General features: G+C 57.0%; 16 protein-coding genes. 10 read left to right on the forward strand and 6 right to left on the reverse strand.

Annotated elements, in window-relative coordinates; genetic code table 11:
• Positions 1-83 precede the first annotated feature (83 nt).
• Positions 84-1679, forward strand: coding sequence for a GMC family oxidoreductase N-terminal domain-containing protein (locus ACR0KL_RS07960; RefSeq protein ID WP_170380878.1), 1596 nt, complete (start codon positions 84-86; stop codon positions 1677-1679).
• A gap of 495 nt (positions 1680-2174) precedes the next feature.
• A complete protein-coding gene (locus tag ACR0KL_RS07965; protein ID WP_480554716.1) occupies positions 2175-3116 on the forward strand; it encodes a hypothetical protein in 942 nt (313 codons plus the stop codon).
• Positions 3117-3304: 188 nt separating this feature from the next.
• Here the strand turns inward: ACR0KL_RS07965 and ychF are convergent, their stop codons facing one another.
• Positions 3305-4402, reverse strand: coding sequence for a redox-regulated ATPase YchF (ychF, locus tag ACR0KL_RS07970; protein WP_170676968.1), 1098 nt, complete (start codon positions 4400-4402; stop codon positions 3305-3307).
• 199 nt (positions 4403-4601) lie between these two features.
• On the opposite strand from ychF, the gene ACR0KL_RS07975 reads away from it, so the two are divergent.
• From ACR0KL_RS07975 to ACR0KL_RS08010, 8 genes are all read left to right on the forward strand, one after another.
• On the forward strand, positions 4602-5090 hold the full coding sequence (locus tag ACR0KL_RS07975; protein WP_170676967.1) for an acyloxyacyl hydrolase: 489 nt from the start codon (positions 4602-4604) through the stop codon (positions 5088-5090).
• Between the two features lie 79 nt (positions 5091-5169).
• Entirely contained in the window at positions 5170-5961 is a 792-nt protein-coding gene (gene trpA / locus ACR0KL_RS07980; RefSeq protein WP_480776849.1) for a tryptophan synthase subunit alpha, read from the forward strand.
• Positions 5962-6094: 133 nt separating this feature from the next.
• Positions 6095-7261 (forward strand): alpha-hydroxy acid oxidase, encoded by a 1167-nt coding sequence (locus ACR0KL_RS07985; RefSeq protein ID WP_170676965.1) that lies wholly within the window; start codon positions 6095-6097, stop codon positions 7259-7261.
• A gap of 236 nt (positions 7262-7497) precedes the next feature.
• Positions 7498-8151, forward strand: a complete 654-nt coding sequence (locus tag ACR0KL_RS07990; protein WP_170472082.1) for a 50S ribosomal protein L25/general stress protein Ctc — start codon at positions 7498-7500, stop codon at positions 8149-8151.
• Positions 8152-8288: 137 nt separating this feature from the next.
• Positions 8289-8972: an aminoacyl-tRNA hydrolase gene (pth, locus tag ACR0KL_RS07995; protein ID WP_170676963.1), complete on the forward strand. Its 684-nt coding sequence runs from the start codon at positions 8289-8291 to the stop codon at positions 8970-8972.
• Between the two features lie 81 nt (positions 8973-9053).
• Entirely contained in the window at positions 9054-10217 is a 1164-nt protein-coding gene (locus ACR0KL_RS08000) for a serine hydrolase domain-containing protein (RefSeq protein WP_480776850.1), read from the forward strand.
• A 10-nt stretch (positions 10218-10227) separates the two neighbouring features.
• The gene (locus ACR0KL_RS08005) at positions 10228-10605 is read left to right on the forward strand and encodes a DUF2237 family protein (protein ID WP_170676960.1); all 378 of its coding nucleotides are present in this window, start codon (positions 10228-10230) and stop codon (positions 10603-10605) included.
• A gap of 146 nt (positions 10606-10751) precedes the next feature.
• Positions 10752-11009 (forward strand): antibiotic biosynthesis monooxygenase family protein, encoded by a 258-nt coding sequence (locus ACR0KL_RS08010; protein ID WP_480776866.1) that lies wholly within the window; start codon positions 10752-10754, stop codon positions 11007-11009.
• Between the two features lie 49 nt (positions 11010-11058).
• On the opposite strand, the gene trpB is transcribed toward ACR0KL_RS08010, so the two are convergent.
• The 5 genes from trpB to ihfB form a co-directional block, all read right to left on the reverse strand.
• Positions 11059-12306, reverse strand: a complete 1248-nt coding sequence (gene trpB / locus ACR0KL_RS08015; RefSeq protein WP_170676958.1) for a tryptophan synthase subunit beta — start codon at positions 12304-12306, stop codon at positions 11059-11061.
• A 68-nt stretch (positions 12307-12374) separates the two neighbouring features.
• Positions 12375-12710 (reverse strand): hypothetical protein, encoded by a 336-nt coding sequence (locus tag ACR0KL_RS08020; protein ID WP_170639260.1) that lies wholly within the window; start codon positions 12708-12710, stop codon positions 12375-12377.
• Between the two features lie 47 nt (positions 12711-12757).
• Complete coding sequence (locus ACR0KL_RS08025) at positions 12758-13399, reverse strand: phosphoribosylanthranilate isomerase (protein WP_170555615.1); 642 nt, start codon at positions 13397-13399, stop codon at positions 12758-12760.
• Positions 13400-13408: 9 nt separating this feature from the next.
• Entirely contained in the window at positions 13409-13759 is a 351-nt protein-coding gene (locus ACR0KL_RS08030) for a lipopolysaccharide assembly protein LapA domain-containing protein (protein WP_170378121.1), read from the reverse strand.
• A gap of 7 nt (positions 13760-13766) precedes the next feature.
• The gene (gene ihfB, locus ACR0KL_RS08035; protein ID WP_008758048.1) at positions 13767-14051 is read right to left on the reverse strand and encodes an integration host factor subunit beta; all 285 of its coding nucleotides are present in this window, start codon (positions 14049-14051) and stop codon (positions 13767-13769) included.
• Positions 14052-14260: the final 209 nt, after the last annotated feature.

The raw sequence follows: 14260 nt of genomic DNA on the forward strand, positions 1-14260 counted from the left end.
TGAGACGTTTTGTATCAAAAAAGGCTAGTATATTTCTTACATCTTGCATAGAGTTTTTTCGACGGCGTGAGGAGGAGGCAGTCATGGAAGTGGATTATGCGGTTGTGGGCGCCGGGTCTTCGGGCTGCGTCATTGCCAACCGGCTGAGCGCTAATCCTAACACGACCGTTGCGCTACTTGAGGCAGGTGGCCGCGATACAAACCCATGGATTCACATCCCCGTTGGCTACTTCAAAACCATGCACAACCCATCGGTCGATTGGTGTTATCGCACCGAACCTGATCCTGGTCTGAATGGTCGATCCATCGACTGGCCACGCGGCAAGGTACTGGGCGGGTCATCCTCATTGAACGGTTTGCTCTACGTTCGCGGGCAGAAAGAGGACTATGATCGCTGGCGGCAAATGGGCAATGAGGGCTGGGGCTGGGACGATGTCCTGCCCCTTTTCAAGCGCTGCGAAGACCAAGAGCGAGGTGAAGACGAGTTCCATGGCGTTGGTGGGCCCTTGTCCGTATCCAACATGCGTATTCAACGCCCGATCTGTGACGCGTGGGTGGCCGCAGCGCAGGCGGCGGGCTATCCGTTCAACCCCGATTACAACGGCGCGGAACAAGAGGGGGTGGGGTATTTTCAACTAACCACCCGCAATGGCCGCCGGTGCAGTGCAGCCGTTGCCTATCTGAAACCCATTCGGGATCGACAAAACCTAAACATCATTACAAATGCGCTCGTAACGCGCGTGGTTCTGGAGGGAAAGAAAGCAACCGGCCTGGTGTACCGGGATCGCTCTGGAACAGAGAAAACTCTGACCGTCCGGCGCGAAATCATTCTGTCCGGCGGAGCGATAAACTCGCCGCAAATCCTGATGCTTTCAGGGATCGGAGACCCAGACCACCTGAAGGAAAACGGTATCGAACCCCTGCACGCCTTGCCTGGTGTTGGCAAAGGACTGCAGGACCACTTGCAGGCTCGATTAGTGTTCAAATGCAATGAACCGACACTGAATGATGAAGTCCGCAGCCTGTTCAATCAGGCGCGTATCGCCCTGAAATACGCACTGTTCCGTGCTGGTCCTATGACCATGGCCGCCAGTCTTGCCACCGGGTTCATGAAAACCCGCGAGGATGTAGAGACGCCCGACATTCAATTCCACGTTCAGCCTTGGTCCGCCGACAGCCCTGGCGAGGGTGTTCATCCGTTCTCAGCCTTCACCATGTCGGTCTGCCAACTGCGCCCTGAAAGCCGGGGGGAGCTACGCTTGAACGGCCCGGATCCATCTAAATATGTCAAAATTATACCGAACTATCTGTCCACTGAAACGGATTGCCGAACCATTGTTGACGGGGTGAACATCGCGCGCAGAATAGCCAAGCATAATCCTTTGGCCTCGAAGATTTCAGAGGAATTTCGACCTACGGCTCAGCTGAGTTGCGACGACTATGAAGGCACGCTGGACTGGGTAAGATCAAACACCGCATCCATTTATCATCCAACCGGCACTTGCGCGATGGGAAGCACCGAAGCATCGGTCGTAGATGCAAAACTAAAAGTACATGGTATAGCAGACCTGCGTGTGGCCGACTGCTCAATCATGCCGGAAATCGTCAGTGGTAACACCAATGCGCCCGCCATCATGATCGGAGAGAAGGCTAGTGATTTGATACAGGCAGATGCGTGAGACAAGAATGGAGGGAAAGGTGTTTGATCCCTCGGTTTGGCTGTTTGCTCTTCTCTCTGGAAATAGAAAACCAACATTGGGTCTCCAGTTATTTACCCTTGCGGCATCCGCTTTTAATGGGATTGAACTGGTCAACATGATCCGAAAAGGCAAATTCACGCCCGGAGTCTCGGTGTTCCAGTAGTTCGCCAACTTGGCAGGATAATTGATACACTTGGCAACTCCGTTCGGTGGCACGAACCTGCCCTGCGCCGGGCTTGTATTGAAAATCAATAGCGCGGACGAAGCTGCCATTTTCAGGCCGTTCAGTTGTGTAGATACGGTCGACGCTATTGACGATGGTTCTGCCCAGCTGAAGCTTAGACGAGTAAATTCTCGCTACCCATTGAGCTTGCTTCGCTACGCTTGTGGTTTCTTACCAGACTCTTCTTCTTTGGACATGAAGCTTACGGTAAGAATTGAATCCTCGACCCACAACTTGCAGAGGTAACTTGTGTGATCAAGGGCATTTCGAAGCGGACCATCATCGCCGGCTTGCTAGGTGTAACGGTGGCAATCAGCGCCGGAGTTGTTTGGTTCACTATGTATGGACCGGGGTCGTGGACTGACAACATATCCAATCGCGACCTCATTGATACGACGCCAGATGCTGGCCTGCCTAGAGAAGCGAACGGACAATCCGCCAAACTCCTCTCGGCCTTCCACGGGCTTGACGCACTTCCACGCGTCTCAAATGTGATTTGCAGGGGGTCTGAGGGCAACACCGGAATGCCAGTGATCTTTTCTACTGAGATAGACATCGCGACTATGCAGGCCGGGGATTTTAAAGTCACAACTCGGTCAGGCGCGTCGGGGAAGATGCACTGCGCGTCCGTTCTCCCAGCTACAGACCCAGGTGAGTTGCGCACGGTTCTTTTGATAGGGCAATTGGGACCCGCCGAAATCGACCCACCGGCTAGGGTTGACGTTATCGGGCATTTGCATTCGATCGACGGCATGCTTGATTTTCAGGGAGCTAATGCATCGGTGATACCCTTAGAAGACGGACCATCGATTGTTTTGGCCGAAGTCGTGGAGGATTGGACATTAGTCGGCACTTTGGGCCCGCGTCGCGTAAGGGGTAGCCTCTGCCCGACCGAAGGCGTCGTTCAGGCGATCCGTGTAACGTGGGAAGGGGGTGTGACGCTGAAGGATGGCAGCGAACCAGGTGAGGCAGAACGCGATCTATACACTATCACCGTCGAGGCACCCGATGGGACCCGTCGTGAAGTGAAGCCGCTCGCGCTGGCCAACCTGGGTGACGGGGACAACAATCACATGCTTTGCATGGACACGACAGATCGGCCCATGTCAGTGTCCTTTCCAGAAGGCGTCTTTACTGACCCGAACGATGATTTGAACCCAGCGACAAAGATTGACGTAACTCCGTATCGGTAAACATCCTGGCATGACCACTCCGCAGTCTTAGAGTATTTGGATACATCGCCTCATGCTGGTGCGTTGTAAGGTACAATAGGTTTGAGCGATGGAAGCCGAACAGAAGGACCGTTTAGGGCTAAAAGCGGTAGTGGCTCAGATGCTCGTTCAATGGCACTCAAGCATTCGAGTAGTGAAGGTGCTGATGCTCAAGTATTGAACAAGAAATGCATCACATCGCCGTCCTTGACGATGTAGCCCTTACCCTCAGCCCGCATCTTGCCTGCCTCTTTCGCACCCTGTTCGCCGTTGGCGGCGATGTAGTCGTCATAGGCGATGGTCTCGGCGCGGATGAAGCCTTTCTCGAAGTCACCGTGTATGACGCCTGCTGCCTGCGGCGCTGCGGTGCCGGTGCGGATAGTCCAAGCGCGGGCCTCTTTCGGGCCGACGGTGAAATAGGTTTCCAACTTGAGCAGATCGTAACCGGCGCGGATCAGACGATCGAGGCCGGGTTCTTCCAGACCCATTTCGCTTAGGAACATCTCTGCTTCGTCCTCTTCCAGCAGGCTGATCTCTTCTTCGATCTTGGCGCTGATGATGACGTGCGCGTTCCCCTGCGCGGCGGCCATTTCGGCGACTTTGGCCGAGTATTCGTTACCCTCGGCGGCTTCTTCCTCGGACACATTGCAGACGTAGAGAACCGGTTTTGTCGTCAGAAGTTGCAGCATCTTCCACGCCTTGGCGTCTTCGTCCGAGACCTCAACAAGACGCGCGGGCTTGCCGTTTTCCAGCATCTCCTGCGCCTCTGACAGCAGACGGTCCTGCTGCTGCGCCTCTTTGTCATTGCCTTTCAGCTTGCGCACCAGATTGGCGCGGCGCTTTTCGATGCTTTCCAGATCAGCCAGCATCAGCTCGGTCTCGATCGTGTCAGCATCGGCAACCGGATCGACCCGGCCGTCCACATGGGTCACATCACCGTCTTCGAAACAGCGCAGAACATGGGCGATGGCGTCAGTCTCGCGGATATTGGCCAGAAACTGGTTGCCCAGCCCTTCCCCTTTCGAGGCCCCCTTCACCAGACCGGCGATATCCACAAAGGTCATCCGCGTCGGGATGATCTGCTTCGAGGCCGCAATCGCCGCAAGTTTGTCCAACCGGTCATCAGGCACAGCCACGTCGCCCACATTGGGCTCGATGGTGCAGAACGGGAAATTCGCGGCCTGAGCGGCTGCGGTTTTGGTCAGCGCGTTGAAGAGGGTTGACTTGCCCACATTCGGCAAACCCACGATTCCCATTTTAAAGCCCATGACGGTCTCCTGATGCTTTTCGCGGCTGCTTCTAGGCGGGTCAGGGTGAATGCGCAAGCCAATGTGGCCGGAGAGCGCCCTTCACCCTCACGCTGGATTCACGGATTTGTTCCTCTGTTGTGTTCGCGGGCGCATTGAAAAGAGACCATTGGAATAAGCACGTGAAAAGGAACATCGAAGACCAAACGGAAATGTTCCTATGAAGAAACTCCTCGCTTTTTCGGCTGTTCTGGCCATAAGCGCCGGCATGGCGCATGCCCAGTCCATTATTCTAGGGGCTGGTTTCGCAGATTTCTCGGACAGCGACTCGGATGATCATGCGCTTATCGCTCTGGAATACCAGCACCGTCCGCTTCATCAGGCCACCCGGTTCAGCGTTGGGTGGGGCGCAGCCCTTTCGATCGACGAAGCGGGCGATACCCATATCGGCGCGGGTCTGGTTGGCCTCTATTCTCTGAACGACCGCTGGTTTCTGGAAGGCAGCGTTATGCCAGGCTACTTTTCCGAAGCCGACGAGCTGAACGATCTGGGTGGCAGCTTTCAGATCCGCAGTCTTCTTGGGGTGGGTTACACACTGGACAACGGCAACAAGGTGTCGCTGGCGATCACCCACAAATCCAACGCCAGCACGCAACAGGATAATCCGGGCGTCAACGCCCTGCTTTTCCGCTATCACTTCGCGTTCTGACGCTTTGCAGCTCAGGCGGGATTGATTTTCGGCAAAACTTTCTGCACATCAGGTCCGAACCTGACTGCAAGGACATGCCATGACCCGTATCGACGCCAAGTTTGCCGCTCTGAAAGCCGAGGGGAAAAAGGCCTTTGTCGCCTATGTGATGGCAGGCGACCCGGACTATGAGACCTCGCTTGAGGTTGTCAAAGGATTGCCGGGTGCGGGCGTGGATGTGATCGAGCTTGGCCTGCCCTTCACCGACCCGATGGCGGATGGGCCGACGATCCAGCTTGCAGGTCAGCGCGCGTTGGATGGCGGTATGAACCTGCAGCGCACGCTGGATCTGGCGCGCACATTCCGGGAAACAGATAACACAACCCCGATTGTTTTGATGGGCTACTACAATCCGATCTACAGTCGCGGCGTTGACGCGTTTCTGGAAGATGCCAAAGCTGCGGGCATCGACGGGCTGATCGTCGTCGACTTGCCGCCCGAAGAAGACGAGGAGCTTTGCCTGCCCGCACAAGCCGCAGGTCTGAACTTCATCCGCCTCGCGACACCAACCACCGACGACAAACGCCTGCCGCGCGTGCTGCAGAACACCTCGGGCTTTGTTTATTACGTCTCGATCACCGGAATCACCGGAGCGGCGGAGGCGCAGGCCACCAATGTCGGCCCGGAGGTCGCCCGGATCAAATCCGCCACCGACCTGCCTGTCATCGTTGGCTTTGGCATCAACACGCCCGAGAAATCGCAAGCCATCGCCTCGGTCGCGGATGGGGCGGTTGTTGGCTCGGCTATCGTCAGCCAGATCGGCGCGGGCAAGCCAGTGGCCGAGGTGCTGGATTTCGTGAAGTCCCTCGCGGATGGTGCCCATTCTGCGTAAACCCCGACGATCAGGTTGCTTTTAAGACGCGGCTGACCTGGAACAGCCGCGTTTTTTGATTGCGCGATAGCGTTGCGAACCTGCCCTCTGGCCGGTTACACAGTTCGGGACAATTCAAGGAAGGTTCCCGAACATGCCCGTGATTACGACGATTGAAGACCTGCGCCGGATCTACGAACGCCGAGTGCCGCGCATGTTCTACGACTACGCCGAAAGCGGCAGCTGGACCGAGCAGACCTTTCGCGAAAACAGCTCGGATTTCGAGAAAATCCGCCTGCGCCAAAGAGTGGCCGTGGATATGGCGGGCCGGTCGACCGCGTCGCAGATGATTGGAGAGGACGTGGCGCTTCCGGTTGCGCTTGCCCCTGTCGGCTTGACCGGCATGCAACACGCCGACGGGGAAATGAAGGCAGCCAAAGCAGCCAAGGAATTCGGCGTTCCTTTCACTCTTTCCACAATGTCGATCAACTCAATCGAAGATGTGGCGGAATACACAAACAAACCGTTTTGGTTTCAGCTCTACACGATGAAGGACGAAGACTACGTCAGCCGCCTGATCCAGCGGGCCAAGGATGCAAAATGCTCTGCACTCGTGATTACGCTGGATCTGCAGATTCTGGGTCAACGCCACAAAGACCTGAAGAACGGCCTTTCTGCCCCGCCGAAACTCACACCCAAAACCATCGCCAACCTGATGACGAAATGGTCGTGGGGAATCGAAATGCTGCAAGCCAAGCGGCGTGAGTTTGGCAACATCGTTGGCCATGTCGAAGGTATCTCTGACGCCTCATCGCTGGGCGCGTGGACGGCTGAGCAATTCGACCCCAGCCTCGACTGGACAAAGGTCGAAAAGCTGATGGAGCAATGGGGCGGCAAAGTGATTCTGAAAGGCATACTCGACGCCGAAGATGCCAAGATGGCCGCCAAACTCGGCGCGGACGCTATTATTGTGTCGAATCACGGCGGCCGCCAACTGGATGGAGCGCTGAGTTCAATTCGCATGCTGCCCGAGATCATGGACGCGGTCGGCGGCGATGTCGAAGTGCATCTGGACAGCGGCATCCGCTCGGGTCAGGACGTCCTAAAGGCTTTGGCACTGGGGGCAAAGGGCACCTATATCGGGCGTGCTTTCGTCTACGGGCTAGGCGCGATGGGTCAATCCGGCGTGACGACCGCCTTGGACGTCATTCAGAAGGAGCTTGATACCACGATGGCCCTGTGCGGCGAGCGCAACGTTGCAGATCTGGGTCGCCATAACCTACTTGTACCCGAAGATTTCGGCGGGCGCTGGCAAAGCTGAACCGGCCTAGGGGGCGCTGCCCCCGCCGCCCCTGAAGGGGCGACCCCCCCGGGGTATTTTTTGAGCAGACGAAGCAACGGACGCTTCGCATCTTCTTCTGTTTGAAAGTACCTCGGAGCGCGAGGCAGCACCTCGCAAAATACCGCTTTCCAAACCGCAAGAAACAAGATAAGGACGCGGCTTCACGCGGGCATACAGCCTTGGAGGATGCCCGCCCTAACATTGGAGAATATATCATGGCTGGAGAGATTCCTGATCTCGTAGCTCTGGAACGGACGGGGACAGGCAAGGGCGCCGCTCGTCAGACCCGCCGCGAAGGCATGGTTCCGGGCGTTGTTTTTGGTGGCGACAAAGATCCGCTGGCAATCAAGATCCCGTTCAATGAACTGTTCAAGCGCCTGAAAGCAGGCCGGTTCAAGTCGACCCTGTGGAACCTGAAGGTTGAAGGCCACGAAGACGTACGCGTCATCTGCCGCGACGTGCAGCGTGACGTCGTCAAAGACCTGCCGACCCACCTGGACCTGATGCGCCTGCGTCGGACCACCAAGATCGCGCTGTTCATCCCGGTTGAGTTCGTCAACGAAGAAGCGGCCCCCGGCATCAAGAAGGGCGGCGTTCTGACCGTTGTCCGTCCGGAAGTCGAACTGATGTGCACCGCTGGCGACATTCCTGAGAAGATCACCGTTGATCTGACAGGCATGGAGATCAACGACGTTGTCACTATCTCGTCGGTAGACCTGCCCGCAGGCACCAAGCCGACCATCGACCGTGACTTCGTGATCGCCAACGTTTCGGCACCGACCGGTCTGTCGACCAGTGACGACGAAGAAGGCGAAGAAGTGGCCGCGGACGAAGTAGAAGTCGTCGGCCAGGAAGAAGCTGAAGAATAAATCCGAATTCGAATTGTCGGATTGTGAAACGGGGCCCAACATCGGGCCCCGTTTTCTTTTGACACCGGGCTGGAAAACGGATGCCATTTCATGCCATCACCCCTCTGCGCTGAAGGCATGCGAAAGAGGATTTAGTCATGAAGCTATTTGTCGGATTGGGGAACCCGGGATCGAAATATACCCGCAACCGGCACAATATCGGCTTCATGGCGCTGGACCGGATTGCCGAAGATCACGGTTTCGGCCCTTGGAAATCCAAGTTTCAGGCCGAGATTGCTGAAGGGCGTCTTGGGCACGAAAAGGTGCTTCTGATCAAGCCGCAGACTTTCATGAATCGCTCGGGTCAATCCGTGGGCGAGGCGATGCGGTTCTACAAGCTCGACTCGACTGACGTGATCGTTTTCCATGACGAGCTGGACCTTGCGCCCGGCAAAGTGCGGGTCAAGGCGGGCGGTGGTCATGCAGGGCATAATGGGCTGCGATCCATTCATGAGCATATCAGTCCGGCCTATGATCGGGTGCGTTTGGGCATCGGGCATCCCGGACGGAAAGAGATGGTCTCGCCCTATGTTCTGGGTGACTTTGCCAAAGCCGATGGGGACTGGCTGGAAGACGTACTGCGCGGCGTTGCAGACGGCGCGGGCCATCTTGCGGATGGTGACGGCGGCAAGTTCATGAATGCGGTGGCTTTGCGTACTGCGCCGCCCCGCTCTTCCACCTCGCCAAAGCCCGAAAAAACGGCCCCAAAACCTGAGGCGAAGCCTGTGCCCGAAGACGACAACCGCTCGGCCATGCAAAAGCTCTTGGACAAGTTCAAATAGCCTGCGCCCTTGGTGCCGTAAGGTCTTGATTGCGGAATGCGGCGTCTCGCGCTCCTATATCAACGGAGAGGGAGGCATTTCATGAAAGCTCTGTTCAAATGGGTGTTGCGGATCACTCTGGCACTGGCCCTGGCCGCAGTGGTTGTCGGCGTCTGGAAGCGCGAAGAGATTCAACGTCTATTGGCCGTGAACTCTTTGTTTTCCGAAGAGAAGATCGTCCAGAACTTCTCTCACATGGACGAGGCTTTCCTGACCGCCAATCTGCCTCGAGGCAACGGCCCAACATGGGAGCTGCCTTACGGCCCCGGTTTTGACCTGCCCGAAGGGACCGATGACTGGATCGAGGATCGCGCCGTGACCTCGCTTCTGGTGATGCAGGACGGCCAGATCCGGTTCGAAGAATACTATATGGGGACGGGTCCCGACGATCGCCGAATCTCCTGGTCGGTGGCCAAAAGCTATATTTCGGCGCTTCTGGGGATTCTGCTGGACGAAGGCGCGATCACATCGCTTGACGATCCGGTGGTGAAATACGCGCCCAACCTGACCGGCAGCGCCTATGAGACCGCCTCGATCCGCAACGTGCTGAACATGGCCAGCGGGGTTGTCTTTGACGAGGACTATTTTGACCCGAACTCTGACATCAACCGGATGGGCCGTGTTTTGGCCCTCGGGGGCGAATTGGATGATTTCACCATCGCGCTAGAGGACAGCTTCATCGAACCCGGGGAGAGCTGGCAATATGTGTCGATCGACACCCATGTCATCGGCATGGTGATCCGTGGCGCCACCGGGCGCAGCGTCACGGAGCTGATGACCGAGAAGATCGTGCAGCCCCTGGGGCTGGAACGCGATGGATACTATGTCACCGACGGGGCAGGCGTGGCTTTTGTGCTGGGTGGTCTGAACTTCACCACGCGCGACTTCGCGCGCTTTGGCCAAGTGATCCTGCAGGGCGGAGAGCATGACGGCGAGCAGCTGGTGCCCTCAGAGTGGATCAAGGAATCGACCTGGCCCAGCGCCCCGACCGAGCCGGGAAAGATCGGCTACGGCTATCAGTGGTGGATCCCCGTTGGTGCGCATGAAGGAGAATTTCTGGCCCGTGGGGTCTATGGGCAATATATGTATTTCGACCAGCCTCGTGGCGTTCTGATCATGACGACCGGTGCGGATCGCAAATTCCGTGATCCGGGCGTCAACGAACAGAATGTCGAAATGTTCCGCAGTATCGCGCAAAGCCTGTAAGGTGAGCCTCATGCAGAAAGAAGACAGCATCAATGTTCTCGGCGGCGTCCTTGCCGATTGCTCGAAAGACCCGTTGACCGGGTTCTTCCGGGATGGGGCCTGCAACACCTGCATCGAGGATCAGGGCAGCCACACTGTCTGCGCCGTCATGACGGCTGAGTTTCTGGCTTATTCGAAATACGTTGGCAACGACCTCAGCACCCCTCGACCCGAGTTCAACTTTCCGGGCCTCAACCCCGGGGACAGCTGGTGTCTTTGCGCCGGTCGCTTCCTTCAGGCGCATGACGAAGGCTGTGCGCCCAAGGTCCATCTTGAAGCCACGCATCAGCGCGCACTTGAGATCGTGCCGCTGGACATCTTGCGCCAACACGCAGCGCGCGCCATTTGACGGCGGGCGGGGAATACTCTCTATACCAACAGCCAGCCGACATTTCGTTTCGCCAGCCTGAATCAAGACAGAATGGGAATACCATGAGCTTTATAGCAATGAACCGTTTCAAGGTCCGGCCCGGCAGTTAGGCCGATTTTGAAAACATCTGGAAGGAACGCCAGAGCCGTCTGAACGAGCTGAAAGGGTTTCAGGAATTCCGCCTACTCAAAGGGCCTGAAGGCGACGGATATCGCCTGTATTCCAGCCATGTGATTTGGGATAGCCACGCAGATTTCGAAGCCTGGACCAAGTCGGAACAGTTCCGCGACGCGCATAAGAATGCAGGCAACAGCAAGACCCAATCCGCCTTGATGGGCCTGCCGCAGTTCGAGGGTTTCGAAACCGTCCTAAAAGAGGGCTAGAGAAAAACCGGCCCTTTCTGGGGGCCGGTTCCATCAACTTGACCGAATATTAGTCCGCCGTGCGGCCTTCGGTGTCCGACATGTCGAAGTTCAGGTACTTGGCGACAGTCTGCACGTCCTTGTCGCCACGTCCGCACATATTCATGCAGATCAGGTGATCCTTCGGCAGATCCGGTGCAATCTTCATCACGTGGGCCAGTGCGTGGCTGGGCTCCAGCGCCGGGATGATGCCTTCGGTGGCACAGCACAGTTGGAACGCCTCAAGCGCCTCTTTGTCAGTGATGGCGACATAGTTCGCACGACCGATATCGTTCAGCCAGGAATGCTCAGGCCCGATGCCCGGATAATCCAGACCGGCCGAGATCGAATAGCCTTCGAGGATCTGGCCGTCATCGTCCTGCAGCAGATAGGTCCGGTTGCCATGCAACACACCCGGACGACCACCGGTCAGTGAGGCGCAATGCTCCATCTTCTCGTTCACGCCTTTGCCACCTGCTTCGACGCCGATGATGTTGACGTCCTTGTCGTCGAGGAAGGGGTAGAACAGACCCATCGCGTTCGACCCACCACCGATTGCGGCGATGATCGTGTCAGGCAGACGGCCCTCGGCCTTCATCATCTGTTCTTTGGCTTCCTTGCCGATGATCGACTGGAAGTCTCGCACCATCGCCGGATAGGGATGCGGACCGGCTACAGTGCCGATGCAGTAGAACGTGTCGCGCACATTGGTCACCCAGTCGCGCAGCGCGTCGTTCATCGCGTCTTTCAGTGTCCCACGGCCTGAGGTTACGGGAATCACCTCGGCCCCCAGCAGACGCATGCGGAACACGTTCGGAGCCTGACGCTGCACGTCATGGGCCCCCATATAGACGATACATTTCAGGCCGAATTTGGCACAGACGGTGGCGGTGGCCACGCCATGCTGCCCTGCCCCGGTTTCCGCGATGATCCGGGTCTTGCCCATGCGACGCGCCAGAATGATCTGGCCCAACACATTGTTGATCTTGTGCGCGCCGGTGTGGTTCAGCTCATCACGTTTGAGGTAAATCTTCGCCCCGCCCAGATGCTCGGTCAGGCGCTCGGCGTAGTACAGAGGCGACGGGCGGCCCACATAGTTTGCCCAGAGGTCGTCCATCTCGGCCCAAAACGTCGGATCATCTTTGGCTTTGTCATATTCCTCTTCCAGCGACAGGATCAGCGGCATCAGCGTCTCGCTGACAAAACGCCCACCGAAAATGCCAAAACGCCCCTGTTCATCAGGGCCGGACATGAAGGAATTGAAAAGATCGTTGGCCATGGAAGTCTCCCGCGTCGTATCCGTTGTTCATAGGAGGTAGCGGCAGGTTTTGCCATGGGCAAAACGCCTCATTCGGCAGCCAAGGTATGATGCCGCCAAAGCTCAAGCGCTTGCTCAACCGTTGGGATCCCTATGCAAGGGAAATGGTGGAACTGGTTCACATCCGCCAAGCGGTTCGCCTCCAGCATCAGGCGACGGTGCGGGCCTGATTGGGCGAAGGTCAGCATCGCCTCGATATCGTGCCAGACGCTGAGCGAGAAATAGAGACCGTCTTGACGGAAAGTCGCCGCATGCAGGCATAGCGGATCGCCCCGCGCTTGCCGCAAGGCCTGCCTTGCTCGCCAGAAAAACTCTGGCGCGTTGTACCAGTGTTTCAGAGAAACGCCGCCTATTGCCGCCAGCATGTTTTGTACCCCTCCGTCGAGAGATACGGCGCGAATACGAGATCAGATCACTGCGTCGCGTCGATAAATGCCTTCATTAGGGCGGCATCTTTCACCCCCGGCGCGCTTTCGACGCCGGATGCGACATCAACCTGACGCGCGCCAGTCATGCGGATCGCCTCGGCCACATTGTCAGGTGTCAAGCCACCGGCCAGCATCCACGGCTTGCGCCAGTATTTGCGCCCTGCCAACAGACGCCAGTCAAAAGCCAAGCCGTTGCCGCCGGGCAAAACGGCATTCTTTGGCGGCTTGGCGTCAATCAACAGCTGATCCGCCACTTCACTGAACGCATCAATGGCGGCAAGGTCAGCCTCATCGGCCACCCCGATCACCTTCATCACAGGCAAGCCATACCGGTCTTTGATCTGCTGCACGCGTTCAATCGACTCGCCCCCATGCAGCTGCAGGATATCGAACGGAGCATTCTGCGTGATGTCGTCCAGCACCTCATCCGGGGCATTCACCACCAACGCCACCTTGGCCACGCCCGCCGGTACATGGGTCGCCAACTTGGCGGCCTGCTGGGGCGAGACATAACGGGGGGATTTGGCGAAGAAGTTGAACCCCAGATACCGCGCGCCTGCATCAACCGCAGCGCGCACGTGATCAGGGGCGGTCAAACCGCAGATTTTGACAGACACATCAGGCATTGCTTTGGCTCAGCTTGCCTCATCCAGAATGGCGAGAACCTCGTCCTTGCCTTCATTCTGCTTTTTCTTGAGCTTCTTGACCTCGCGCTCAAGCTTGCGAACTTCGCCTTTTTTGACGGTCGCATCACGACGATGCTTATGCTCGCGCATCCATTCCCACAGGAACCCGATGACCAGACCGGCCACAACGCCGCCCAGCACCACCAGAAACAGCGGTAGAGAAGTGGACAGGTTGAAACCCAGCAGCTCGGCCAGAGGGTCGGGCATCAGCTTGAGTTCAACGGATTCTACGTTAGCAAGGGAAACCGAGACCAAGATGATCCCCAGTGCCCCCAGGAAAGCATATCGAATGTAGCGCATCATAAGGTCAGGCTTTACCGTTCAATCGGTCCCTAAGCAACTTACCCGTCTTGAAAAACGGCACACATTTTTCTTCGACCTGCACAGTTTCGCCGGTGCGCGGATTGCGACCCACGCGGGCGTCGCGCTTTTTCACCGAGAACGCGCCAAATCCGCGAAGCTCGACCCGGTCGCCACGCGACATCGCATCGGTGACTTCCTCGAAAACTGTATTCACAATCCGCTCGACATCGCGTTGATACAAATGCGGGTTTTCATCAGCAATTTTTTGAATCAATTCAGAACGGATCATGCGCGCTACCCTCCCAGGCGACCGGTTTACCATCTCTAGTGTTCTGGACAGTATAGAAAAAAACCCGGTTCGGGGGAACGTAAACTCTGTGTGTAGAAGCTGCTATTTCGGGCAAACTCGCATGATTTTTAGCTTGAACACCCAAAATCCCGTTCATGCACATAGTATGTACATTTTAGCGCCCAATTTTGGAACTTGTTGATTCGCAA

The organism is Ruegeria sp. C8 (assembly GCF_056537565.1).

Coding starts and splice junctions, on each gene's coding strand:
- ACR0KL_RS07990 (WP_170472082.1), top strand. CDS start 7,498: ATGGCTGGAGAGATTCCTGATCTCGTAGCTCTGGAACGGACGGGGACA.
- ihfB (WP_008758048.1), bottom strand. CDS start 14,051: ATGATCCGTTCTGAATTGATTCAAAAAATTGCTGATGAAAACCCGCAT.
- trpB (WP_170676958.1), bottom strand. CDS start 12,306: ATGGCCAACGATCTTTTCAATTCCTTCATGTCCGGCCCTGATGAACAG.
- ACR0KL_RS07985 (WP_170676965.1), top strand. CDS start 6,095: ATGCCCGTGATTACGACGATTGAAGACCTGCGCCGGATCTACGAACGC.
- ACR0KL_RS08030 (WP_170378121.1), bottom strand. CDS start 13,759: ATGCGCTACATTCGATATGCTTTCCTGGGGGCACTGGGGATCATCTTG.
- ACR0KL_RS08000 (WP_480776850.1), top strand. CDS start 9,054: ATGAAAGCTCTGTTCAAATGGGTGTTGCGGATCACTCTGGCACTGGCC.
- trpA (WP_480776849.1), top strand. CDS start 5,170: ATGACCCGTATCGACGCCAAGTTTGCCGCTCTGAAAGCCGAGGGGAAA.
- ychF (WP_170676968.1), bottom strand. CDS start 4,402: ATGGGCTTTAAAATGGGAATCGTGGGTTTGCCGAATGTGGGCAAGTCA.
- pth (WP_170676963.1), top strand. CDS start 8,289: ATGAAGCTATTTGTCGGATTGGGGAACCCGGGATCGAAATATACCCGC.
- ACR0KL_RS08005 (WP_170676960.1), top strand. CDS start 10,228: ATGCAGAAAGAAGACAGCATCAATGTTCTCGGCGGCGTCCTTGCCGAT.
- ACR0KL_RS07960 (WP_170380878.1), top strand. CDS start 84: ATGGAAGTGGATTATGCGGTTGTGGGCGCCGGGTCTTCGGGCTGCGTC.
- ACR0KL_RS08025 (WP_170555615.1), bottom strand. CDS start 13,399: ATGCCTGATGTGTCTGTCAAAATCTGCGGTTTGACCGCCCCTGATCAC.
- ACR0KL_RS07975 (WP_170676967.1), top strand. CDS start 4,602: ATGAAGAAACTCCTCGCTTTTTCGGCTGTTCTGGCCATAAGCGCCGGC.
- ACR0KL_RS08020 (WP_170639260.1), bottom strand. CDS start 12,710: ATGCTGGCGGCAATAGGCGGCGTTTCTCTGAAACACTGGTACAACGCG.